Source organism: Hydrogenophaga taeniospiralis, assembly GCF_020510445.1.
Classification (GTDB): Bacteria; Pseudomonadota; Gammaproteobacteria; order Burkholderiales; family Burkholderiaceae_C; genus Hydrogenophaga.
The window spans coordinates 4,897,993-4,921,820 of sequence record NZ_JAHBAG010000001.1; the positions used below are offsets into that span (position 1 = coordinate 4,897,993).

General features: G+C 67.0%; 19 protein-coding genes and 1 pseudogene. 12 read left to right on the forward strand and 8 right to left on the reverse strand.

Annotated features, from left to right (window positions below):
- Positions 1 to 49: 49 nt before the first annotated feature.
- The 3 genes and pseudogenes from KIH07_RS23465 to KIH07_RS23475 all read left to right on the forward strand — a co-directional run bounded on the left by KIH07_RS23465 (position 50) and on the right by KIH07_RS23475 (position 2,311).
- A complete protein-coding gene (locus tag KIH07_RS23465; RefSeq protein WP_226494258.1) occupies positions 50 to 514 on the forward strand; it encodes a GNAT family N-acetyltransferase in 465 nt (154 codons plus the stop codon).
- A 316-nt stretch (positions 515 to 830) separates the two neighbouring features.
- Positions 831 to 1,448, forward strand: coding sequence for a type IV toxin-antitoxin system AbiEi family antitoxin domain-containing protein (locus KIH07_RS23470; RefSeq protein WP_226494259.1), 618 nt, complete (start codon positions 831 to 833; stop codon positions 1,446 to 1,448).
- Positions 1,445 to 2,311: pseudogene (locus KIH07_RS23475) on the forward strand (nucleotidyl transferase AbiEii/AbiGii toxin family protein). The gene KIH07_RS23470 and the pseudogene KIH07_RS23475 overlap by 4 nt, the downstream one beginning before the upstream one ends.
- Here KIH07_RS23475 and KIH07_RS23480 read toward each other — a convergent pair.
- The 4 genes from KIH07_RS23480 to KIH07_RS23495 all read right to left on the reverse strand — a co-directional run bounded on the left by KIH07_RS23480 (position 2,305) and on the right by KIH07_RS23495 (position 8,508).
- A complete protein-coding gene (locus KIH07_RS23480) occupies positions 2,305 to 5,466 on the reverse strand; it encodes an error-prone DNA polymerase (RefSeq protein WP_226494260.1) in 3,162 nt (1,053 codons plus the stop codon). The pseudogene KIH07_RS23475 and the gene KIH07_RS23480 sit on opposite strands and share 7 nt — an antisense overlap.
- 108 nt (positions 5,467 to 5,574) lie before the next feature.
- Complete coding sequence (locus tag KIH07_RS23485) at positions 5,575 to 6,879, reverse strand: Y-family DNA polymerase (RefSeq protein WP_226494261.1); 1,305 nt, start codon at positions 6,877 to 6,879, stop codon at positions 5,575 to 5,577.
- Positions 6,824 to 7,678: a translesion DNA synthesis-associated protein ImuA gene (imuA, locus tag KIH07_RS23490; RefSeq protein WP_226494262.1), complete on the reverse strand. Its 855-nt coding sequence runs from the start codon at positions 7,676 to 7,678 to the stop codon at positions 6,824 to 6,826. Before imuA ends, KIH07_RS23485 begins: the two co-directional genes overlap by 56 nt.
- A gap of 149 nt (positions 7,679 to 7,827) precedes the next feature.
- The gene (locus KIH07_RS23495) at positions 7,828 to 8,508 is read right to left on the reverse strand and encodes a hypothetical protein (RefSeq protein ID WP_226494263.1); all 681 of its coding nucleotides are present in this window, start codon (positions 8,506 to 8,508) and stop codon (positions 7,828 to 7,830) included.
- A gap of 314 nt (positions 8,509 to 8,822) precedes the next feature.
- On the opposite strand from KIH07_RS23495, the gene KIH07_RS23500 reads away from it, so the two are divergent.
- Together KIH07_RS23500 and KIH07_RS23505 are read left to right on the forward strand one after the other, a co-directional pair.
- Positions 8,823 to 9,263: a hypothetical protein gene (locus KIH07_RS23500; RefSeq protein ID WP_226494264.1), complete on the forward strand. Its 441-nt coding sequence runs from the start codon at positions 8,823 to 8,825 to the stop codon at positions 9,261 to 9,263.
- A gap of 211 nt (positions 9,264 to 9,474) precedes the next feature.
- Positions 9,475 to 10,731, forward strand: a complete 1,257-nt coding sequence (locus KIH07_RS23505) for an Hsp70 family protein (RefSeq protein WP_226494265.1) — start codon at positions 9,475 to 9,477, stop codon at positions 10,729 to 10,731.
- Here KIH07_RS23505 and KIH07_RS23510 read toward each other — a convergent pair whose 3' ends face one another.
- Both KIH07_RS23510 and KIH07_RS23515 read right to left on the reverse strand, forming a co-directional pair.
- Positions 10,732 to 11,673, reverse strand: a complete 942-nt coding sequence (locus KIH07_RS23510) for an aldose 1-epimerase (RefSeq protein ID WP_226494266.1) — start codon at positions 11,671 to 11,673, stop codon at positions 10,732 to 10,734. It lies immediately after the preceding gene.
- Positions 11,674 to 11,870: 197 nt separating this feature from the next.
- Positions 11,871 to 12,860 (reverse strand): SMP-30/gluconolactonase/LRE family protein, encoded by a 990-nt coding sequence (locus tag KIH07_RS23515; protein ID WP_226494267.1) that lies wholly within the window; start codon positions 12,858 to 12,860, stop codon positions 11,871 to 11,873.
- Positions 12,861 to 12,982: 122 nt separating this feature from the next.
- Between KIH07_RS23515 and KIH07_RS23520 the strand changes: the two genes are divergently transcribed.
- Entirely contained in the window at positions 12,983 to 13,789 is an 807-nt protein-coding gene (locus KIH07_RS23520) for an SDR family NAD(P)-dependent oxidoreductase (RefSeq protein ID WP_226494268.1), read from the forward strand.
- Positions 13,790 to 13,991: 202 nt separating this feature from the next.
- Here the strand turns inward: KIH07_RS23520 and KIH07_RS23525 are convergent, their stop codons facing one another.
- Positions 13,992 to 15,407, reverse strand: a complete 1,416-nt coding sequence (locus KIH07_RS23525; RefSeq protein ID WP_226494269.1) for a right-handed parallel beta-helix repeat-containing protein — start codon at positions 15,405 to 15,407, stop codon at positions 13,992 to 13,994.
- 26 nt (positions 15,408 to 15,433) lie between these two features.
- Here KIH07_RS23525 and KIH07_RS23530 point away from each other — a divergent pair, with 26 nt between their 5' ends.
- Positions 15,434 to 15,763, forward strand: coding sequence for a hypothetical protein (locus KIH07_RS23530; protein WP_226494270.1), 330 nt, complete (start codon positions 15,434 to 15,436; stop codon positions 15,761 to 15,763).
- Positions 15,764 to 16,226: 463 nt separating this feature from the next.
- Here the strand turns inward: KIH07_RS23530 and KIH07_RS23535 are convergent, their stop codons facing one another.
- Positions 16,227 to 17,186 carry a LysR substrate-binding domain-containing protein gene (locus tag KIH07_RS23535; RefSeq protein ID WP_226494271.1) on the reverse strand — a complete coding sequence of 320 codons (960 nt, stop codon included), beginning with the start codon at positions 17,184 to 17,186 and terminating at the stop codon, positions 16,227 to 16,229.
- Positions 17,187 to 17,309: 123 nt separating this feature from the next.
- Here KIH07_RS23535 and KIH07_RS23540 point away from each other — a divergent pair, with 123 nt between their 5' ends.
- From KIH07_RS23540 to mmsB, 5 genes are all read left to right on the forward strand, one after another.
- Positions 17,310 to 18,761, forward strand: a complete 1,452-nt coding sequence (locus KIH07_RS23540) for an aldehyde dehydrogenase family protein (RefSeq protein ID WP_226494272.1) — start codon at positions 17,310 to 17,312, stop codon at positions 18,759 to 18,761.
- 47 nt (positions 18,762 to 18,808) lie between these two features.
- Positions 18,809 to 19,774 carry an ABC transporter substrate-binding protein gene (locus tag KIH07_RS23545; protein WP_226494809.1) on the forward strand — a complete coding sequence of 322 codons (966 nt, stop codon included), beginning with the start codon at positions 18,809 to 18,811 and terminating at the stop codon, positions 19,772 to 19,774.
- 75 nt (positions 19,775 to 19,849) lie between these two features.
- The gene (chvE, locus tag KIH07_RS23550; protein WP_226494273.1) at positions 19,850 to 20,920 is read left to right on the forward strand and encodes a multiple monosaccharide ABC transporter substrate-binding protein; all 1,071 of its coding nucleotides are present in this window, start codon (positions 19,850 to 19,852) and stop codon (positions 20,918 to 20,920) included.
- A 107-nt stretch (positions 20,921 to 21,027) separates the two neighbouring features.
- Positions 21,028 to 22,545: a multiple monosaccharide ABC transporter ATP-binding protein gene (gene mmsA, locus KIH07_RS23555; RefSeq protein WP_226494274.1), complete on the forward strand. Its 1,518-nt coding sequence runs from the start codon at positions 21,028 to 21,030 to the stop codon at positions 22,543 to 22,545.
- Between the two features lies 1 nt (position 22,546).
- Positions 22,547 to 23,779 carry a multiple monosaccharide ABC transporter permease gene (gene mmsB, locus KIH07_RS23560; protein WP_226494275.1) on the forward strand — a complete coding sequence of 411 codons (1,233 nt, stop codon included), beginning with the start codon at positions 22,547 to 22,549 and terminating at the stop codon, positions 23,777 to 23,779.
- Positions 23,780 to 23,828 lie beyond the last annotated feature (49 nt).

Sequence of the window (23,828 nt, forward strand, 5' to 3'; positions counted from 1 at the left end):
CCGTCTACCGGATCGGCATCCGGCTCTTTGGAACAAGGTACGCACCTGAATGAGCGAAATCAAGTCAGCCCACTTTCCTGAAGATCACGAACGCGTCGTCAGCATTTTTCGGGAATACGTCACCAGCCCCACTGCAGACCTGGGTTTCCAGAACTACGAAACGGAATTCGCCAGCTTGCCTGGCAAGTACGCCGAGCCCGACGGGTGCGTGCTTCTGGCCTGGAACGGTGATGCGGTCGTCGGTTGCGCGGCACTGCGCCGCATCGACGAGCACACTGGCGAAATGAAGCGCGTTTATGTGCGCCCAGTGGCAAGAGGCGAAAACCTGGGGCGCCGCCTGGTCGTACAAATCCTGGAGACAGCGCACCAGATGGGCTACGCACGCATTTGCCTGGATGTGCTGCCGGAGTTCACTGCGGCGCAGAGGCTCTATATGTCGCTGGGCTTTCGACCTTCTACCCCCGTGAGCTTCAACCCGGTACCAGGGACCCTGTTTCTTGCACTGGAGCTCTGAGTCCATTGGCACGCAACATTCCTGGCATGGAAACCCCGGCTCTCCGTCGCCAGCCAGCCTAGGAAGTGTTGCAGCCGATGCCTTCTGCCGCGCAGGCTCCTGATGTCCTGTCCCGCAAATAGCTTGCATATGAAACCGCGCCTTTACCCCCATGGCGGCGTGGAAAATCCTCGCGATAGCCAAGCTATCGCCGCGGTTTGCGCCTTGCCCTGGGCGCGAATCCATCGGCTTCATTATCAGTTTGCCGGCTCAACATGTTCCAATAGTTCGTCAACAAAATATAATCGACGCATAAATGGAACATGCATGAGACCCCATGCCACTCGACGCTGAAAATCCTTCCCACACCCAACGCGTCCACGACCTGGTGGCGCACAAGGGATTGCTGCGACCGAGAGACCTCGATGCCATGGGCGTTCCCCGGGTGACCCTGACGCGCATGACCGCCGCCGGTTTGCTGGAAAAGGTGGGGCGTGGCCTCTACCGGCTGCCCGATCATTCGCCGACAGAAAACGAAAGCCTGCTGACCGTGGCCCGGCGTGTACCGCAGGCGGTGTTTTGCCTGCTGACCGCGCTGCAGTTCCACGAGCTCACCACCCAACTGCCGCGCCAGGTGTGGATTGCCATGCCGCGAGGCAGCCATGTGCCCCGGCTCGATTACCCGCCCATCAAGATGGTGCAGTTCACGGGCGAGGCCTATTCGGCCGGCATCGAGGTGGTTGAGCGCGACGGTGTGGCGCTGCGGGTGTACAGCGTCGCCAAGACCGTGGCCGATTGCTTCAAGCACCGCAACAAGATCGGCCTGGATGTGGCGCTGGAGGCCCTGAAGGAAGCGAGGGCTCAGCGCAAAGCCACTGCGGACGATCTGTGGCACTGCGCCAAGGTGTGCCGCGTGGCCCAGGTGATGCGCCCTTATCTGGAGGCCATTGAATGACCCAGGATGTGGCGCAGTCGGTGCGGGCGCGTCTGCTGAATCTGGCCAAGGCCGAGGGCGTGGACTTCAACCAGGTGCTGGTGCGTTTTGCGCTGGAGCGCATGCTCTACCGGTTGAGCCAGTCGGCGCACGCCGACCGTTTTGTGCTCAAGGGCGCACTGCTGTTCACCCTCTAGTACGACATGCCACACCGCGCCACGCGCGACGCGGACTTGCTGGGCTTCGGGGCCAGCGATCTGGCCTCGGTGGGGCAGACCTTCCGCGACGTTTCCAGCATCGTGGTGGGCGATGGCATCCGCTTCGATCCGGCGTCGGTGAGCGCCGAAGACATCCGCAAGGGGGCCGGCTATGCCGGAGCGCGGGTCCTGATCAGCGCGGACATCGCCAAGGCGCGTTGCAAGACGCAGATCGACATCGGCTTTGGCGATGCGGTCACGCCCGCGCCGGTGGAGGCGGTCTACCCGGTGTTGATCGCCGACCTGCCCGCCCCTCGCTTGCGCACCTACCCGGTGTACACGGTGATCGCGGAGAAGCTGCATGCGGTGGCCCTGCTCGGCATGACCAACAGCCGCTTGAAGGACTATCTGGATGTGTCGGTCTTGCTGGAGCGCGAAACGCTGGATGCCGGCACGCTGGCGCAGGCCATTGCCGCCACGTTTGAACGGCGTGGCATGGCGGTGCCCGTGGCACTGCCGGTGGGGTTGACCGACGAGTTCGCGAACGACCCCACCCGCCAGGCGCTCTGGCAGGCGTTTCTGAAAAAGAACGAGCTGAGCTTGCAGCCGCTGCCCGCCACGGTGGCGGCGCTGCGCGCGGTGTTGGGCCCGGCGCTGCTGGCCGCCCACGCCCGCACCGCTCAATGAAAATCCCGACTCTCCGTCGCCAGCCTTCCCAGCAGCGGCGTGAGGTCTTCCAGGTGGCCGGCGATGAGGTTGCAGACTTCGCCTTCGCGCTGCCACACGCCGTGCACGGCCATCAGGCGTGAGCGGACGAGTGCGTTGCGCTGGCGCTCGCGCAGGGCTTTCCAGACGATGACCTGCACCACGCCGGTTTCGTCTTCCAGCGTCACGAACACCACACCTTTGGAGGTTTCGGGTTGCTGGCGGCCGGTGACGATGCCACAGGCGCGCACGAGGCGTCCGTCGGGCACGTCTTTCAGCGCTGCGGCGGTCATGAAGCGGCGCGCCTGCAGGCGCTCGCGCAGCAGGGCCAGCGGGTGGCGGCGCAGGGTGAGGCCGAGTGACGCATAGTCCCAGACGATGGCCTCGCCTTCGGGGGCTTCGGGCAGGGCCAGTGTGTCTTCGTCCACCGGCGCTTCTTTCAGCAGCTCAGGCGGGGTTTTGAGAGCGGCGGCGTCCCAGACCTGCTGTCTTCTGTGGCCACTGAGGGACTGCAGCGCGTCGGCAGCGGCGAGTTGTTGCATGGTTGGTTGATCGAGCGCGGCGCGGCGGGCGAGGTCTTCGGAGTCCGTGAATGCCGCTTCTTTGCGCGCCGACATGAGGCGCTTCGCTTCGTCGTGCGACAGGCCACTGACCAGCCGCAGGCCCAGGCGCACGGACGGCATGGTGGGCTCGGGGGCGGCCCTCACCCCTGCCCTCTCCCAGGGGGAGAGGGGGTCGAAGCCCTGCTCTTCCAGCGTGCAGTCCCAGTCGCTCACCATCACGTCCACCGGCCGCACGTCCACGCCGTGGCGTTTCGCGTCCTGCACGAGCTGGCTCGGGGTGTAGAAGCCCAGCGGCTGGCTGTTGAGCAGGCCGGCCAGGAATTCGGCCGGGTGGTGGCGTTTGATCCAGCTGCTGTCGTAGACCAGCAGGGCGAAGCTGACCGCGTGGCTTTCGGGGAAGCCGTAGCTGGAAAAACCTTTCACCTGCTCGACCACGCGCTGCGCAAACGCCAGCTCGTAACCGCGTTCGGTCATGCCGTCGACCAGGCGGCGCTCGTACTGGCCCAGGCCGCCCGTGCGCCGCCACGCGCCCATGGCGCGGCGCAGGCCGTCGGCTTCGCCAGGGGTGAAGCCGGCCGCGATGATGGCGATCTGCATGCACTGTTCCTGGAACACGGGCACGCCCAGCGTGCGCTCCAGCGCGGCCTCCAGGCCCTTGGGGTAATCCACCGGCTCCTTGCCTTGGCGGCGGTTCAGATAGGGGTGGACCGCGCCGCCCTGGATGGGGCCGGGCCGCACCAGCGCCACTTCAACCACCAGGTCGTAGAACGCGCGCGGCCGCAGGCGCGGCAGCATGCTCATCTGCGCGCGGCTCTCGATCTGGAACACGCCCACGGTGTCGGCGGCGCAGATCATGTCGTAGGTGGCTTCGTCCTTGTCGGGGATGTCCTGCAGGCGGAATGCAAAGCCCTTGCGCTGGCTGATGAAGTCGAGCGACTTGCGGATGGCGGTGAGCATGCCCAGCGCGAGCACGTCCACCTTGAGCAGACCCATGGCGTCGAGGTCGTCCTTGTCCCACTCGATCACGGTGCGGTCGGCCATGGTGGCGTTTTCGATCGGCACCAGGCGCGAGAGCGGGCCGCGCGTGAGCACGAAGCCGCCGGTGTGCTGTGAGAGGTGGCGTGGGAACCCCATGAGCTGGCCGGTGAGTGCGACCAGCTGGCGCACCTTCAGGCTGTCCGGGTCCAGCCCGGCTTCGCGGATGCACTCGGGCGCGAGGCCGTCCACGTCCCACCAGCGGTGGCCGCTGCCCAGCGCGTCGAGCGCGGCTTCGTCGAACCCCAGGGCCTTGCCCACGTCGCGCAGGGCGCTGCGCGGGCGGTAGCTGATGACGGTGGCGGTGAGCGCGGCGCGCTCGCGCCCGTATTTGCGGTACAGGTACTGGATGACTTCTTCGCGCCGCTCGTGTTCGAAGTCCACGTCGATGTCGGGCGGCTCGTTGCGTTCGCGCGAGATGAAGCGCTCGAACAGCACCGAGGCGCGCGCCGGGTCCACCTCGGTGATGCCCAGGCAGTAACAGACCGCGCTGTTGGCCGCCGAGCCGCGGCCCTGGCAGAGGATGTGCTGCGAGCGCGCGAAGGCGACGATGTCGTACACGGTGAGGAAATAGTGTTCGTAGCGCAGCTCGGTGATGAGCGCGAGTTCGTGCTCCACCTGCTGCCGCACTTTGTCGGAGGTGCCTGCGGGCCAGCGCTTGCCCATGCCCTCGTCAGTCAGGCGGCGCAGGTAGCTGGCCGGCGTTTCGCCGGGCGGCACCACTTCGCTGGGGTACTGGTAACACAGCTCGTCGAGTGAAAAAGCGCAGCGCTCGGCGATCTTCAGCGTCTCGGCCAGCAGTGCTTCGGGGTAACACTGCGCCAGCTCCAGGCGCGAGCGCAGGCGCTGCTCGGCGTTGGGCGCGAGGGCATGACCGCATTCGGTCAAGGGCTTGCCGATGCGCGTGGCGGTGAGCACGTCCTGCAGGGCCTTGCGCGAGCGCAGGTGCATGTGCACGTCGCCCACGGCCACCAGCGGCACGGCGGTGAGCTCGCTGCTCTGGCGCAGCCGGTGCAGGCGCATCTCGTCGTCCATCAGGCGCAACTGCTCCACGCCCAGCCAGCAGCGGCCTAGGAAGTGCAGCAGCAACCAGCGCGCCACGCTGTCCGTCTGCGCCTGCGCGCTGCCGCGCTGCGGCACGGCGATCACGAGGCAGTCGGCCAGCGCGTCGGCGCTGATGTGCTTCAGCGTGAGGCGGTACGTGCCCTTGGGCGCCGTGCGGCGCAGCCGGGTGATGAACTCACAGAGGTTGCCGTAGCCGTTGAGGTTGGTGGCGAGCACGACGAGGGTGAAGGGCGCGTCGCTCTGCACCTGGAACTGGCTGCCCACCAGCAGCTTCAGGCCCTGCTTTTTCGCGGCCACATGGGCGCGCACGATGCCGGCGAGCGAACATTCGTCGGTGAGGGCGAGCGCGCTGTAGCCCAGCGCCTGGGCGCGTTCCACCAGTTCCTCGGGCTTGCTGGCGCCGCGCAGGAAGCTGAAGTTGGAGAGGCATCGCAGCTCGGCGTAGTGCGGGATGCCCGGGGGTTGTGGCGTCATGGTGACCCCTCCGAAGCGAAATGCCCGAATCCAGGATGCGGTGGAACCGGCTTTGCCGGGCCACTCGCATCGCCCCCTGGAAGGGGGTCGCGCGCAGCGCGGCGGGGGTCAGGCATAAACACCATGTAAGTACCACGCAGGCGCCTCGTCCAGACGCGTCTGGAACACCCACAACACGCCCGCCTGCTGCGACTGCGCGACCCAGTAGTCGCGCACCACGTGGCGAATCTGCCCGGTGGCCTCATCGCGGTCCCACCAGCCGCCGTCCACCCGCTGCGGGCCGGCGAGCAGTTGCAGCTCGCCCTGGTAATACGGCCGGTTGCCGCGCACCAGCAGCTTGAGCGGCGCGCTCAGGATGAAGCCGGGCTGCGGCAGCTCGCTGGCCATGGCGGGCTTTCGGGGCAAGGGTTCGGCGGCCGACTGCCAGCGGCACATCCACTCGGGCCGGTGGTCTTCGCACAGCACCGGGCGCAGCACACGCTGCGGCCCCAGGCGCGCGGCCAGGCGCTCCAGCACCAGGTGCAGCGTCTCGCCCTGGCGCACGGTGTCGGGCAGCAACGAGGCGCTGGTTTCTTCCAGCGGCATCACGGTGTCGGCCGTCAGCACCAGATCGCCCACCGGGGCCAGCAGCTCCACCCGGGCCAGGTGCTCACCGAGCAGGCGGCACAGGTGCTCGATGTCGCGCGTGGGCTCGGCCGTGCGGATGGTGATCTCGCCGCCCTCGCCCGCGGCCTTCGAGCGCATCGCGTCGTGCGCCCAGCGCAGGGTGAACGCCGTGGTGCCGCTGTGGCGCGCGGCGAGCCAGCCACACAGCGAGAGCAGCAGGCGGCGCGCGCCGAACAGCAGGGCCGGGGCATCGTCCACGCGGAACATCAGCTCCAGCCGCTGCGCGAAGCGCTCGGGCAGCGCGATCCAGCGGTGCGCCTCGGGTGCGCGGCCGTAGGCCTGGTCGATCGCGGCGAGCAGCTGCTTGTCAAAGCGCCGGCCGATGCCGCCACGCGGCAGGCGCCGCACGTCGCCCAGGCTGCGACAGCCGATGTGCGCCAGCGTGAGGCGGTGCGGGCGCACGGCGCTGAGCGTTTCCATCGGCAGGGCGTCGAGCAACACGTCCAGGGGTTGGTGAAAACCGTCTTCCACGCCGGCACGCGCCAGCGCCAGCGCGGCCAGGCTGTTGGGCGCCCAGGCGACCTGGCGCACCCCCAGCTCGGTGCCCTCCGAGACCACGCGATCACACAGCGCGCGCCAGCCGCCAAACAGGCGCACGCTGGCCGCCAGCTCCATGACCACAGCTTCGTCGGCGACAGCAACCCGGGGCGTGAATTGAAGGGCCCAGATCGCCAGCGCCTGCAGCGCCGCGTCAGTGGGCGAGGCGGTGTCGTCGGGCGCCGGCAGCAGGAGCGCTGACCAGAGCATGGCCGGCCTCACGGGAAAAAGGCGACGGGGCGGTCTGCGGCGCCGGGTCGCGCGGCAGCAGGGTGCTGGGCTTCTGCAGCCGCGGCGTCAGGATGGCCTGCAGGCCGCCGGGCACCGAGGGCAGGCGCAGCGTGGTCTCCAGCGGCGGGCCTTTGCGTTTGAACACGTCGACCAGCAACTCCCAGTCCACCCCCACGCGGGCGAGCAGGCGCAGCGGCGCGGCCGACGATTCGTGGGCCGCGGTGGCGGGCCGGCACAGAAACACCGGCCCCTCGCAGCTGGACGCGAGCACCTGCAGGCGGCGCACCTGCTCGGGGCGCGCCTGGGGCAGCCAGGCGATCAGGGCCCCGCAGGCGTTGGCCTTGACCAGTTGTTCGGCCGACCACAGGCGCTCGGACGCGGTGTCGGCCTGCACCCAGACCAGGTGGCGCTCGGTGATGCCCTCGAACCGCAGGCCCGGCAGATGCGGCTGCCGGGGCGGGCCGACCGCCACCACGCTGCGCCCGGCGGCGCAGACCTGGCGCAGCAGCGGGCCGAGCAGGCGCCATTCCAGGGTGCCGCTCTGGGCGCTCAGGATCTCGGTCACCGCGTGGCCGGGCCAGCCGCCGCCGGGCAGTTGGGCGTCCAGCGCGGCAAAGCCGCTGGGCGACACGGCCGACACCGGGCTGCCCAGCTGGTCGCCGCGCCAGAGCGCCGCCGCCACGGCCGCCGGCAGCTCGCCGGGCTGGCGCGCCGGGCGAGAGGGGCTGGGGGTGGCGGCCAACGGGTCGTCGGCCTGCCAGGCGGGGGCGGCTTGCATGGGGTGGGGGCGCTGGGGCGGCTAAAATACTGGTTATGTGTACAGTATATGAAAGCCCGGAGGCTGTCCAGCGGCGGCGCCCCATGCCCGGGCCAGCACCACGGGCGCCGGGCCCGCCCGTCGGAGCGTCTGGGCGACGGCCCCAGCCGCTACTGGATCTCGGGCACCGTGGCCGAATGGGAGAGCGCGTAGAGCGCGTTGATCTGGCCCGGGCGGGCGCCGAGCTTGGTCAGGTTGTCTTCGGAAAACAGCGTCTGCGCCAGCTCGCCCAGCATCGTGGCGTCGTACCCGCAGGCCACCAGCACCCAGTCCGCCGTCTGGTCGGCTCCGCGGATCTTCTGCTCCGTGGTCGTGGCGATGGGCGGTGCCTCGTGCCGCAGCAGATGCACGCCAGCCAGGCCCGGCAGCCCCATCCATTGGGCCATGCGCGGTTTCAGCGCCGCCAGCAGCTCGGCCCCGCGCCCGCTCGCGGGCGACAGCCGCACCGTGAGCGCCTGGCGGGCCACGCCCGCGCCCCGGCTCGCCAGCACGCGGCACTGGCTGCGCACCATGTTGCGGTGGTGCGGCATCATCTTGGCCGACCAGGGCGACGGCGCGTTCAGCGAGGTCAGGTAGGGCGGCGACGACAGGATCTCGTGCGACGCCAGTTCGTACATCACAAAAATGCCCTCGCCCCCGTCCGCGCTGGTCCAGCGGGAGGCGCGGTGAAAGCCGGGAAGGCCCAGGCGCTCGGGAAAGTGTTCGTGCGAGTGCCAGTGCTCGAATTCCGCCCGCATGTCGGCGGCCATGTCCCACCACATCGCGAGGCAGGCTTTTCCGAGAAGAGACATACCGGTCCTCCGGTTGTGAAGTGGCGGTGAAGGAAGCCCTTCGCACACGGCATCCGTCGCGTCCCGCACAAGGTTGAAAGGGGGTTGGATGCCCATCATGCCATCGCCCACCGCGGCGGGCGATCCCGCGCTGGGACCACCGGACCTCCCGATGGGCGGTCGCCCCACCCTCGCGGGCTTGATCTGGCGCAGCACATTGGATAGGCAAAGGTCTATGCTGCATGCACAGACCCCCTTCCCAGGTCTGAGGCGCCCGTTTTAGTGTCGGCTGCGCTCAGGCACAGCCCCCTTTGGTTTTTCAACAGGAGATGTCCATGAACTCGCTCAAGACCCTGCTCGCCGTTTCAACCCTGGTGCTGCTCACCGCCTGCGCGGGCCCCGGCAGGCCCGGCTACGGCCCGAGACACGCCGCCATGGCCACGCCGGGAGCCCCGGCCGCCCCGATGGCGGCGATGCAGGACCGCATGAAAACCATGCAGGCCATGCGCGACAAGATGATGAACGCCAAGACCCCGGAAGAGCGGCAGGCGCTGATGGCCGAACACATGAAGACCATGCACGAAGGCATGGAGACGATGAAGGGCATGCAAGGGATGAAGGGCATGGGGGGCATGGGCATGGGCGGCATGGGCCAGGGCATGCCCGCCGATCCGGCGCAGCGCCAGCAGATGATGGAAATGCGCATGGACATGATGCAGACCATGATGGAAATGATGATGCAGCGCATGCCCGCTGCACCGGCTCCGGCCAAATGAAGCCGTCATGAAGCCGTCATGAAGCCGTGATGGCCTTGGTCATGGGCAAGGCCCTGCGGCGGCGCGGCGCCACCCGCTGCGCCGACTGAGGGGCGGGGCACCCCGCCCCACAAGCTGGCAGAATCCCCCGTCCTCACGGGCTCGCCACCGCGGCGGCCCGTTGGCCCGGCCGCGCGCCGCGCCCGCCCTTCTGCCCCCTTCCCCGCTTCCCATGACCTCTTCGCCCCAAGGCACCCTCGGCATCGATTTCGGCACCTCCAACTCCGCCATGGCCTGGGCCGACGCCCGGGGCACGGCGCGCCTGATACCGCTGGAGGGCGAGGCGGTGTCCATGCCCACGGCGGTGTTCTACAACGCCGAAGACCACCAGACGCACTTCGGGCGCGACGCGGTGGCGCAGTACCTGGCCGGCACCGACGGGCGGCTGATGCGCTCGCTCAAGAGCCTGCTGGGCAGCCCGCTGCTGATGGAGAAAACCGAAGTCAACCACCAGCAGATCAGCTTCCAGGAGATCGTGGCCACCTTCCTCGCGGCGCTGCGCGAGCGCGCCGCGCAGGCGCTGGGCGGCGTGGCACCCACCCGGGTGGTGATGGGGCGGCCGGTGCACTTCGTGGACGACGACCCCGAGCGCGACGCGCTGGCCCAGCGCTCGCTGCTGGAGGCGGCGCAGTCGGTGGGGTTCGAGCAGGTGTCGTTCCAACTGGAGCCGATCGCCGCCGCGCTGGACTACGAACGCCGCCTGGTGCGCGAGAGCCTGGTGCTGGTGGTGGACCTGGGCGGCGGCACCTCGGACTTCACCGTGGTGCGCCTGGGGCCGCAGCGCATGGCGCTGGCCGAGCGCGGTGCCGACGTGCTGGCCACCACGGGCGTGCACATCGGTGGCACCGACTTTGACCACCGGCTCAGCCTGGAGCAGGTGATGCCGCTGCTGGGCTACCGGCACCTGGGGCCGCAGCGGCGCGAGGTGCCCAGCCGCGTGTTCTTCGACCTCTCCACCTGGCACCTGATCCAGTGGCTGTACCTGCCGCGCGCTCTCAGCCAGGCGCAGGCGCTGCGTGTGAACTACAGCGACACGCGCCTGCACGAGCGGCTGATGAAGGTGCTGCGCCACCGCGAGGGCCACCGCATCGCCCACGAGGTGGAGCAGGCCAAGATCCGCTGCTCGCAGCAGGGCGAGCGCACGGTGGTGGACCTGTCGGAGGTGGAGCCGGCCTTGAGCGCCCCCATGGGCCCGGCCGACATGCAGGAACACCTGGCGGCCCTGCTGGCGCGCACCGTGGCCTGCGCGCGCGAATGCGTGCAGCGCGCCGGCCTGAACGACGGCGCGCTCGATGCGATCTACCTCACCGGCGGCTCCTCGGCCCTGCGGCCGTTCCAGCAGGCGCTGCAGGCCGAGTTTCCCGGTGTGGCCCTGGTCGAAGGCGACCTGTTCGGCGGTGTGGCCTCGGGCCTGGCGTACAGCCCGTGATCAGCGCGCGCCTGCCGGCGCCTCGGCCGGCAGGGCGCCCCAGCGCCATTGCACGTTGAGCGCAAACGCCTCGCCCTGCGCCAGCACGCGCAGGCCCGGCTGGCCGGGCAGGTGGAAGGCGTCGATGGGCTGGGTGATGGGCTCGAAGCAGAACGCCGGGCCCTGCGGCGGCCGGTAGATCAGGCAGTAGTGCTGCGCGGCACCGCCGTCGCGCTCGAAGTCGGGCATGGCGGCGGTGAGCTGCAGGCCGCGCTCGGGCCACTCAATGCGGGCGCTGCCGCCCCAGCCGGTGTAGCCGTTGTCGATCAGGCTGCCGTGGGCCGACACGCCCTCGTTCAGGTTCCAGCCGGGCGGGAACTGCGTGGTGTGCGCCACGGGCATCGGGTCGTCGCCACACAGCCAGACGCCTTGCACCGGCGCGCTGATGCGTGTGGCGGGTGTGCGCGGAAACCAGGGGTGCACGCCGATGCCGTAGGGCAGCGGCTGCGCGCCCAGGTGGCGCACCTCCACGTGCTGGTCCAGCCCGCCGTCCAGCAGCCGGAAGGTCTGCACGGCTTCGTAGTCGTAGGGGTTGCCCTGGAAACCCTGCGAGCGCAGCGTCATCACCAGGGTGTCGTCGGCCGGCTGCGTGAGCGCCCAGGGCTGGAGCCAGCCGTCACCGTGGATCGGGTAGGGCTCGCCCGCGCGGTTGTTCCGCATGGGGTGGAACTGCCCGTCGTGCGTGAAGCCACCGCCGCCGATGCGGTTGGACCAGGGCACCATGGGGAACGAAGCCAGCTGGTACAGGTCCGGAGTCACGCCGTCCCAGGGCCGCCAGAGGTCCAGCGGGCCTTCCGGGCGATCCAGCTGCCAGGCGGCCACGCTGCCGCCCAGCGAAGGCACCAGCCCCAGGCGCTGCCCCGCATGGTGCAGCCAGACGATGGGGTGATGGGTCTCGGTCATCGGTGCGCTTTCTTTCAAAGGTTTCAAAGGTGAAGGTCAACAGGTATCGACGTTCCATGGTGCCGGAGCGCTACACCCCAACGCATGAAGCGGTGCCATCCAAGGACACCGAGGAACCGCCCTTCGACAAGCTCAGGACGTGCCTCTGGTGTCGCCCCCTTGAGGGGGTCGCGCGAAGCGCGGCGGGGGGGAGCCATCTACCCACCAAAGAGGTTGGCGGGCAGGCCCGGGGCGTCCACGGAGACGGCGAACAGGCCTCCGGCCAAGGGCTCGGCGGCGAGTTGTTCGGGCGTGAGGCCGGTGCGCGCGGTGGAGATGAACAGCGTGCGCAGGTCCGGCCCGCCAAACGCGCAGTTGGTGACGTGGCTGGTGGGCAGCATCACGCGGCCGAGCTCCTGGGCGGTCACCGGGTCGTGGCAGCTCACACAGGCGCTGCCCCAGTGCGCGATCCAGACCCGGCCCAGCGCGTCGGTGGCCATGCCGTCGGGAAAGCCGTCGTCGGGCTCGAAGCGGTTCCAGAGCTGTTTGTTGGTCAGGGTGCCGGTGGTGGGATCGCAGTCGTAGCGGTAGGTGCTGCCATTGAGCGTGTCGTTGAAATACAGACACAGGCGGCCCTCGTCCAGCGCCCAGGTGGGGCCGTTGGTCACCACGAAGCCCTCGTCGTGGCGCGTGCATTGGCCGTCGGGGTCGTAGCGGTAGAGCGAGCCGGTGGGGGCTTCGCAGGCGAAGTCCATGCTGCCGGCCCAGAAACGGCCTTGTGCGTCGCATTTGCCGTCGTTGAAGCGGTTGCCGGGCAGCTCGGGCTCGGGCTGGCACAGGTAGCGGGGCTCGTGGTCGGTGGCGGGGTCGAACAGGGCAAAGCCCCGGCGCAGGGTCACGATCAGGCCCGGCGCGTTGGCGCGCTCGGCCAGCGCCGAAATCTCCTCGGCAAAGGTCCAGCCGGTGTGGTCGCCGCTGACCGGGTCCAGCCGGTGCAGCTGGCAGGCCAGGATGTCCACCCAGTACAGCGCCTGTTCGCGCACCGACCAGAGCAGGCCTTCACCCAGCTCGGCGCCCGCTGCCTGCAGGCAGCGCAAGGGCCCGACCACGGGCGCAACAAAGGCGCTCGCCGGGTTGTCCACGCCACCACTCACGGAAATACCTTCGCCCTGCTGGCTGGCTTGGGAAAGGTCGGGTGCTGCGCTCATCGTTGTCTCCGGTTGTTGTTTCTGCACATGTCCGATGAATGCCTCTTGACGGGCCGCATCTTATCAACGCAAAGTGATGCTTGGAACCGACATTTTTCTCATTGACTGATACACATATTGCTATGACAGATTTTTCAAGCACGCCCACCCCAAGCCCTGAAGCGGGTGGACTCTCCCGGTTTCCCAGCCTGCAGAACCGCTCGGTCTTCGTCACCGGTGGTGGCAGCGGCATCGGAGCTGCCATTGTGGCGGCGTTTGCCGAACAAGGTGCACGCGTCGCTTTCGTGGACGTGGCGCGCGAAGCCAGCGAAAGCCTGGCGCAGCAACTCGTTGACGCCGGCCACCCGCGCCCCTGGTGGCGCGTGTGCGACGTGCGCGACGTGGCGGCCCTGCAGGCGGCCATCAGCGACGCGGCGGGCGAGCTGGGCGACTTCTCGGTGCTGGTCAACAACGTGGCCAGCGACGACCGCCACACGCTGGAGTCGGTGACGCCAGACTATTACGACCAGCGCATGGCGATCAACGAACGCCCCGCCTTCTTCGCGATCCAGGCCGTGGTGCCGGGCATGCGCCGGCTCGGCGCGGGCTCGGTGATCAACCTGGGCTCCACCGGCTGGCAGACCAAGGGCGCGGCCTACCCCTGCTACGCGATCGCCAAGTCGTCGGTGAACGGCCTCACGCGCGGCCTGGCCAAGACCCTGGGCCGCGACCGCATCCGCATCAACACGGTGTCACCCGGCTGGGTCATGACCGAGCGTCAGATCAAGCTCTGGCTGGACGCCGAAGGCGAGCAGGACATCCAGCGCAATCAGTGCCTGCCCGACAAGCTGCGCCCGCAGGACATCGCGCGCATGGTGCTGTTCCTGGGCTCGGACGACGCGGCCATGTGCACGGCGCAGGAATTCAAGGTGGATGCTGGCTGGGCATAACAGGAAGCCCCCGCCGCGCGCCGCGCACGGACGGCCGCCCTGAGCTTGTCAAAGGGCGTCCCGACGGTGCCCTGGGCTGCTCCGTTTCGTACCACCTCGGGGTGGTGTCCTGCACCATGGAGAGCAGAAATGAAAAAGGGCCTCGCAACATCTGCGAGGCCCGTGCGGGCCGGGAGAGTCGGGTTTACCGACTCACCGCCTCTCAGCGTGCGCAAACCCCGGTTGTGGCGGCCGCACCTGTCACAACGACGTTGTTGGTGACCACGCTGTTCGGTGAATTCACGTTGACCGCGGGCCCGGTAGCACCACCACTCTGGCAAACCGTGTTGTTGCGTACCGTGGCGTTGCCGTCAGGCACGTCGCCGTTCTGGAACTCGTTGTGGCCCACGGCAATGCCGGTTTGGTACCTGTCCTGCGTATTGATGACCACGTTGCCCTCAATCATGATGCCCGGCGCCGACTGGACCGCCATCCCTGTGTTGCCCGCATTGATGAGCTTGTTGTTGCGCACCACGAAGTTGCGGAACCACTCGGCGGTGTCGTAGCCCTGCGTGATCGACATCTCCCAACAGCCATCCGCTGCGGCGTCCTGTTCGACGCGGTTCCCCTCGATCAGAACCCCGTCCATCTGGCCGTGGAAGGTCATGTTGCCCCCGGTACACACCCCATTCACATTGGAATTTCTGTTGTAGTGGTTGTTGCGAATCACAATGTTGTATCCGCTGTACCCCGTCTTGCCTGACAGGTAGGTACCATGATCAAAACCCGATCCTCTGAAATTGTTCGCTTCGAATACGTTGTTTTCGATGACGGAATTCGAGAATTGCCCCAGAATGCCCATGGCCGTGTTTCTGCTGATACTGCTGTTGACAATGCGAAGGTTGTGTACCCCCGGGCTGCGATCTGCCTGCGATTGAATGGCAATTCCATAATTGGACATCTCTACGCCATCCAGCGTCACATGGTGCACGCTTTGCAGGAACATGCCTGTACCTGAGCCAGGCCCAATGAATCGAACGTTCCGGAATGTGTATCCACCATCGAATGACGTATTTTGATAATTTCCGAAAAAGATTGCATCGCCGGCCGTATTGAAAACAGGCTTCTCTCCCGCGCCGTAGTCCCCCACCAAAATAGGCAGCGCTTCAGTGGCATTCAGATTTTCCAGAATTACAAATGGCCACGAATAGCTGCCACCTCTTTCGAATAGAAGCTGCGTACCTGCCGGCAAGGTATTGATGTCAACACCCGCGCGATCTCTCTTGGGCAGCGCTGCTGTTCCTGGGTTTGTATTGACCCCTCCAGGGCTGAAATAAAGAACATTCCCGGCGGGTGCGGGTGCGGGTGCGGGTGCGGGTGCGGGTGCGGGTGCGGGTGCGGGGGCAGGGGCAGGGGCAGGGGCAGGGGCAGGGGCAGGGGCACTGGCATAACACGCCTTTAGCGCCCCCATCAATAAATCACCAAACGTGGCGCTATTGCAACTCACGCCATTGGAGAAGCCACGGGGGAAGCTCCATTCACTGCCCGAACCATAGACCACGTTCGCGGTGCCATTGAAGCTGCATTGCTGTCCTTCAACGGCACACAAGGTGTAGCCCGCTGGAGGCGCTTTCAGCACAACCCTGGGCACCGGTGCTCGCATCCGTGCTGATGCTGATGCTGATGCTGATGCTGATGCTGATGCTGATGCCGATGCCGATGCCGATGCCGATGCCGATGCCGATGCCGATGCTGGGGCTGAGGCTGGGGTTGGAGCTGGAGCTGGAGCTGGAGCTGGAGCTGGGGCTGGGGCTGGGGCTGGGGCTGGGGCTGGGGCTGGGGCTGGGGCTGGGGCTGGGGCTGGGGCTGGGGTTGGGGCTGGGGTTGGAACTTGGGCTCGAGCTGAAGCTGATGTCGGCGCGACGTAACAGGCCTTCAAAACCCCCATCAATGGATCACCAAAAATGGCATTGCTGCAATTCACGCCATTGGTGAAGCGGCGGGGACGGGTCCAGGTACTGTTTGCACCATAGATCACATTCGCAGTGCCATTGAAACTGCATTGCTGCCCCTCTATGGCACAGGACATATAGCCAACCGGGGGCGTATTGACGCTCTGCCCTTGCGCATGACTTGCTACACCGACAAAACAACATCCCAGCGCAACCACCAAAGGCCTGGAACGAAAAGGCCTCGAAGTCGCTTGAACACGTGTTTGTTTCAGCATGGGTCCCCCTGGATGCGTTGATGGTTGGCTCTTGAACCCGGACCAACGAGCAACATCAGACACGGATTGGGGCGCGAGCATATCGACGACGCGCCGTCGCATCCACACCTCGGGCATGGGGACTGGATGGACGGTCGATTCCGTCTGATGGAAAGACCTACTGCTTTACGAAAGTGAGTGCGCAAAGCAACCAGCTCCCGGTTGCACTCGCTTCGAGAGGGTCGACCGGCGCTAATCCTGTTCCAACCGCCGCCCGTACTGCGCCATGCTGGTCTGCTTGAGCGCTTTCATCATCACCTTGGCCGCGGGCGAGAGCAGGCGGTCGGTGCGGGTGATGATGCCGAAGGCGTCCATGTGGCAGGGCATGTCCAGCGGCAGCACGGTGACGAGGCCGTGTGAGGCGTAGTAATGCGCCACGTCGGCCGCCAGCACGGCCACCATGTCGCTCTGCTGCAGCATGCGTGTGATGAACAGCAGGGCCGAGCTCTCGATGGTGTTGATCGGCGGGGCCAGGCCGTCCTGTTGGAACATCAGGTCGAAGCGGTGGCGCAGCACGCTGCCCGCGGGCGGCACGATCCAGCCGGCCGCGAGCACGTCGCGCAGGGTCAGCCCGCTCATGCCCGAGAGCGGGTGGCCGGGGCGGGCGATGGCACAGATCAGTTCCTCGGTCAGTGGTTCGTAGCGCAGGTGGGTCTTGTCGTGCTCGGCGAACAGCCGGCCCACCACGATGTCGAGCGCGCCCTGCTCCAGCCGGTCCAGCAGCACCGGGCTGGTCTCGATGTCCAGCGAGATGCGCAGGCTGGGGTGCTCCTGTTTGACCAGGGCCACCGCCGCCGGCAGCAGGCTCAGGCCCGGCGAGGTGATGGCGCCGATGCCGACCTGCCCGTAGTGGCCGGTCTTGAGCGCGTTGAGCTCGTCGTGCGCCTGGTTCAGGCTGGCCAGCGCCATGCGCGCGTGGCGGATCATGGTCTCGCCGTACCAGGTGGGCCGCATGCCCCGGGGCAGGCGATCGAACAGCGACACCTCCAGCACGTCCTCCAGGTCTTTCAGCAGCTTGGACGCCGCCGGCTGCGTCATGCTGAGCACCTGGGCCGCGCGGTGGATGTTGCCTTCTTCGGCCAGCGCCACCAGCAGCAGCAGCTGGCGGGTCTTGAGGCGGGCGCGGATGAACCAGTGGTTGTAGGTGCTCATGGCGTAAGGGATCGGGGTTTTCCAGAATGTTCGGATAGATATGTATTTTGTCCAAAAAACGATTGGATTGATATACAAACCCAACATAGACTGCAGCCCGAGACAAAAACGGCAAGGGCACCCATGAAACTCGGCGACATGCAGCAGAACCCCCGGCACTTCATCAACGGGCGCTGGGAGATCGGCACCACCACCGGGGTGAGCACCAACCCGTCCGACACCCGGGAAGTGGTGGCCGAATACGCCCGCGCCGACCGCAACCAGACCGAGCTGGCGATCCGCGCCGCGGCCGACGCCCTGCCCCACTGGAGCCACAGCAGCCCCCAGCGCCGCGCCGACGTGCTCGACCAGATCGGCAGCGAGCTGCTGGCGCGCAAGGACGAGCTGGGCGCGCTGCTGGCGCGCGAGGAAGGCAAGACCCTGCCCGAGAGCGTGGGCGAGGTGGCGCGCGCCGGCCAGATCTTCAAGTTTTTCGCCGGCGAGGCGCTGCGGGTGCCGGGCGAGGTCATGGCCTCGGTGCGCCCGGGCGTGCGGGTGGACGTGACGCGCGAACCCGTGGGTGTGGTGGGCATCATCGCGCCCTGGAACTTCCCCTTCGCCATCCCCGCCTGGAAGATCGCGCCGGCCCTGGCCTACGGCAACACCGTGGTGTTCAAGCCGGCCGAGCTGGTGCCGGCCTGCGGCTGGGCGCTGGCCGAGATCATCAGCCGCTGCGGCCTGCCCGCGGGCGTGTTCAACCTGGTCATGGGCAGCGGCCGCGAGGTCGGGCAGACGCTGGTGGACCACCCGCTGGTCAACGCGCTGAGCTTCACCGGCTCGGTCTCCACCGGTGAGCGCATCCTCAAGGCCGCCACGGCGCGGCGCGCCAAGGTGCAGCTGGAGATGGGCGGCAAGAACCCGCTGGTGGTGCTGGCCGACGCCGACCTCGACCAGGCGGTGGACTGCGCGCTGCAGGGCTCCTATTTCTCCACCGGCCAGCGCTGCACGGCGTCGAGCCGCCTGATCGTGCAGGCCCCGGTGCACGACGCCTTCGTGGCCAAGCTGCGCCAGCGCCTGAGCACGCTCAAGGTGGGCCACGCGCTGGAGCGTGGCATTGAAATGGGGCCGGTGGTGGACCGCGCCCAGCTGGAACAGAACCTGGCCTACATCGAGATCGCGCGCAACGAAGGGGCCGAACACGTCTGGGGCGGCGACCTGCTGCAGCGGCCCACGCCGGGGCACTACATGAGCCCGGCGCTGTTCCTGGCCAGGCCCGAACACCGCGTCGCGCGCGAAGAAATCTTTGGCCCGGTGGCCTGCGTGCTGCGCGCCGACGACTACGAACACGCGCTGGCGCTGGCCAACGACACGCCCTTCGGCCTGTGCGCGGGCATCTGCACCACTTCGCTCAAGCACGCGATGCACTTCAAACGCCACGCCGAGGTCGGGATGACCATGGTCAACCTGCCCACGGCGGGCGTCGACTTCCATGTGCCTTTCGGTGGGCGCAAGGAATCGAGCCACGGCTCGCGCGAACAAGGCCGCTACGCGGTCGAGTTCTACACCACCGTCAAGACCGGCTACATGCTGGCCTGAACCCGTTCCCCGCAAGCGCCTTTCCCAATCAACCAGGAGACAACATGATGAAACTGAACCGCAGAACCCTCGCCGTCGCTATCGCCTGCGCCCCGCTCGCCGGGCTGCTCCCCGCCGCCGCCTGGGCCCAGAAGCCCATCGTGCTGGGCTTCAGCCAGGTCGGCGCCGAAAGCGAATGGCGCACCGCCAACACCGAGTCGATCAAGTCGGCCGCCAAGGAAGCCGGCATCGAGCTGAAGTTCTCCGACGCCCAGCAGAAGCAGGAAAACCAGATCAAGGCGATCCGCTCCTTCATCGCACAGAAGGTCGACGTGATCGCGTTCTCACCCGTGGTCGAGTCGGGCTGGGAAACCGTGCTGCGCGAAGCCAAGGCCGCCAAGATCCCGGTGGTGCTGACCGACCGCGCGGTGAACGTGAAAGACACCTCGCTCTATGTCTCGTTCATGGGTTCGGACTTCGTTGAAGAAGGCCGCAAGGCCGGCCGCTGGCTGGTGGAGAAGATGAAAGACCAGAAGGGCGAGGTCAACATCGTCGAGCTGCAGGGCACCGTGGGCTCGGCCCCGGCCATCGACCGCAAGAAGGGCTTCGAGGAAATCATCAAGGCCGACGCCAAGTTCAAGATCATCCGCTCGCAGACCGGTGACTTCACCCGCGCCAAAGGCAAGGAAGTGATGGAAGCCTTCCTGAAGGCCGAGGGCAAGAAGATCAACGTGCTCTACGCGCACAACGACGACATGGCCATCGGCGCGATCCAGGCCATCGAAGAGGCCGGCATGAAGCCCGCCAAGGACATCACCATCATCTCGGTGGACGCCGTCAAGGGCGCCTTCGAGGCCATGATCGCCGGCAAGCTCAACGTGTCGGTGGAATGCAGCCCGCTGCTGGGCCCGCAGCTGATGGCCGCCGTGAAAGACATCAAGGCCGGCAAGGCGGTGCAAAAACGCATCGTGACCGAAGAAGGCATCTTCCCGATGGAAGTCGCCGCCCAGGAGTTCCCCAAGCGCAAGTACTGATCCGGCCCCCGGATCGCCCCCAACCCCGCACGCCGCGCAAGGCGTGCGGTTCCTCGAAAGACTGGAGACACATACATGAAACGTGCAACCCTCAAGGCCGCGCTGGCCGCTCTGGCACTGGGCGCCGTCGGCGTCTCGCCACTGGCGATGGCGCAGGACAAAGGCAGCATCGGCATTTCGATGCCCACCAAGTCCTCGGCGCGCTGGATCGCCGACGGCGACAACATGGTCAAGGTGCTCAAGGAGCGCGGCTACAAGACCGACCTGCAATACGCCGACGACGACATCCCGAACCAACTGGCCCAGATCGAGAACATGATCACCAAGGGCGCCAAGGTGCTGGTGATCGCCTCCATCGACGGCACCACGCTCTCGCGCGTGCTGCAGAGCGCGGCCGACAAGGGCGTCAAGGTCATCGCCTACGACCGCCTGATCAAGGGTTCGAAGAACGTGGACTACTACGCCACCTTCGACAACTTCCAGGTCGGCGTGCTGCAGGCCGGCTCCATCGTGGACAAGCTCGGCCTCAAGCAGGGCAAGGGCCCGTTCAACATCGAACTCTTCGGCGGCTCGCCCGACGACAACAACGCCTTCTTCTTCTACGACGGCGCCATGAGCGTTCTGCAGCCGTACATCGACAGCGGCAAGCTGGTGGTGCGCAGCAAGCAGCTGGGCATGAACAAGGTGGGCACGCTGCGCTGGGACGGCGCGGTGGCACAAGCCCGCATGGACAACCTGCTCTCGGCCTTCTACGGCAAGGACAAGGTGCACGCCGTGCTGTCGCCATACGACGGCCTGTCGATCGGCATCCTGTCCTCGCTCAAAGGCGTGGGCTACTGCACGGCGCAACAGCCCTGCCCGGTGGTCAGCGGCCAGGACGCGGAAATCCCCTCGGTCAAGTCGATCCTGAAAGGCGAGCAGTACTCCACCGTGTTCAAGGACACGCGTGAGCTGGCCAAGGTCGCGGCCAACATGGTGGACGCCACGCTCTCGGGCAAGCAGCCCGAGATCAACGACACCAAGACCTACAACAACGGCGTGAAGGTCGTGCCCTCCTACCTGCTCAAGCCGGTGGCCGTGGACGGCTCCAACTGGAACAAGGTGCTGGTTGGCAGCGGTTACTACAAGGAATCGCAGATCAAGTAAGCCGCCCCGCCGGCCAAGAACCCCCGCCGCTCGCGTGCCCACCCGGCCACGCGGGCGGCGGGCCTTGCCGGGTGTGAATCCCAGGCCTCTACAGACAAGTCCAGACCATGTTGCTCGAAATGCGGGACATCCGCAAAACCTTCCCCGGGGTGGTGGCGCTCAACCAGGTGAACCTGCGCGTGCGTGCGGGCGAGATCCACGCCATCGTGGGTGAAAACGGCGCCGGCAAATCGACCCTGATGAAGGTGCTCTCCGGGGTCTACCCCCACGGCAGCTACAACGGCGAGATCGTCTTCGAAGGGCAGGAACGCCGCTTCGACGACATCCGCGACAGCGAACACCTGGGGGTGATCATCATCCACCAGGAGCTCGCGCTGGTGCCGCTGTTGTCGATCGCGGAGAACATCTTCCTGGGCAACGAAACGGCGCGCCACGGCGTGATCGACTGGATGGCCGCGCACAGCAAGACCCAGGCCCTGCTCAGGAAGGTCGGCCTCAAGGAGTCGCCCGAAACCCTGATCACCCACCTGGGCGTGGGCAAGCAGCAGCTGGTGGAGATCGCCAAGGCGCTGTCGCGCCAGGTCAAGCTGCTGATCCTGGACGAGCCCACCGCCAGCCTGAACGAAAACGACAGCCAGGCGCTGCTCGACCTGTTGCTCGAACTCAAGGGACAGGGCATCACCTGCATCCTGATCTCGCACAAGCTCAACGAGATTTCCCGCGTGGCCGACTCCATCACCATCCTGCGCGACGGCAGCACGGTGGAGACGCTGGACTGCCGCGCCGGGGCCGTCAGCGAAGACCGCGTGATCCAGGCCATGGTGGGCCGCGAGATGGCCGACCGCTACCCCCGGCGCCAACCGAACATCGGCGAGACCGTGTTCGAGGTGCGCAACTGGCGCGCCTACCACCCCCACCACAGCGATCGCGAGTTCATCAAGGGCATCGACCTGCAGGTGCGCCGCGGCGAGATCGTGGGCATCGCCGGCCTCATGGGCGCGGGCCGCACCGAGCTGGCCATGAGCATCTTTGGCCGCTCCTGGGGGCACCGCATCAGCGGCCAGGTGCTGCTGCACGGCCAGCCGATCGACGTGAGCACGGTGGAAAAAGCCGTGCGCCACGGCCTGGCCTACGTCACCGAAGACCGCAAGGGCAACGGCCTGGTGCTGAGCGAAGACATCCAGTTCAACGTGTCGCTGGCCAACCTCGACGGCGTGTCCTCGGCGACCGTGATCGACAACGGCCGCGAGCACCGCGTCGCCGAGGGCTACCGCGAAAAGCTGCGCATCCGCTGCTCGGGCGTGGACCAGAAGACCGTGAACCTTTCGGGCGGCAACCAGCAGAAGGTGGTGCTGAGCAAGTGGCTCTTCACCAACCCCGAGGTGCTCATCCTCGACGAGCCCACGCGCGGCATCGACGTGGGCGCCAAGTACGAGATCTACACCTTGATCGCCCAGATGGCGGCCGAGGGCAAGTGCGTGATCGTGATCTCGTCGGAGATGCCCGAGCTGCTCGGCATCTCGGACCGCATCTACGTGATGAACGAAGGCCGTTTCGTGGCCGAAATGCCCACCGCCGAAGCCTCTCAAGAACGAATCATGCGAGCGATCGTGAAAGCCAGTTGATATGAGCCAGATGACACCCACCCCCACCGCACCCGCCACCGCCGTGACCCCCGCCGACGCCGTTCCCCACCACGGCAAATCGCCGCTGGACCACCTGAAGCACAACTTCCGCGAGTACGGCATGTTGATCACGCTGGTGGCCATCATGGGCTTCTTCCAGTACATGACCGACGGCACGCTGATGCAGCCGCTGAACCTGACCAACCTGGTGCTGCAGAACAGCTACATCGTCATCATGGCGCTGGGCATGCTGCTGGTGATCGTGGCCGGCCACATCGACCTCTCGGTGGGCTCGGTCTGCGGTTTCATCGGCGCGCTGGCCGCGGTGCTGATGGTGGAATACGAATGGCATTTCGTGCCGGCCTCGATCGTGTGCCTGCTGTGTGGCGGCCTGATCGGCGCGGCGCAGGGCTGGTTCGTCGCCTTCTCGCGCATCCCCTCCTTCATCGTCACGCTCGCGGGCATGCTGGTGTTCAAGGGCCTGGCGCTGGCGCTGCTGGCCGGTCAGTCGGTGGGCCCCTTCCCCGACGCCTTCCAGATGCTCAGCTCGGGCTTCATCCCCGACCTGTTCGACGCCGAAGGCCTGCGCGTGACCTCGCTGCTGCTGGGCGTGGCGGTGGCCGCGGCGCTGACCGTGGCCGGCGTGCGCTCGCGCGCCAACCGGCTCAAGCACGGTGTGCACGCCGAACCCACCGCCTTCTTCCTGATCAAGACCGCCGCCTTCGCCGCGCTGCTCATCTACTTCGCCTACCTCATGGCGTCGTACAAGGGCCTGCCCAACGTGTTGATCGTGATGGCGCTGCTGATCGTGCTGTTCGACTTCGTCACCAGCCGCACCACCATCGGCCGGCGCATCTACGCCATGGGCGGCAACGAGAAAGCGGCCAAGCTCTCGGGCATCAAGACCGAGCGCCTGTCGTTCTACGCCTTCGTCAACATGGGCGTGCTCGCCGCGCTGGCCGGCCTGGTGTTCGCCGCGCGGCTGAACACCGCCACGCCGAAAGCCGGCCTGGGCTTCGAGCTCGACGTGATCGCCGCCTGCTTCATCGGCGGGGCCTCGGCCTCGGGTGGTGTCGGCAAGGTGATGGGCGCGGTCATCGGCGCTTTCATCATGGGCGTGATGAACAACGGCATGTCCATCCTGGGCATCGGCATCGACTACCAGCAGGTCATCAAGGGCGTGGTGCTGCTCGCGGCCGTTCTGGTCGATGTCTACAACAAGAACAAGGCATGAATATGGAACACCCCCGCCGCGCTCCGCGCGACCCCCTCAAGGGGGCCGC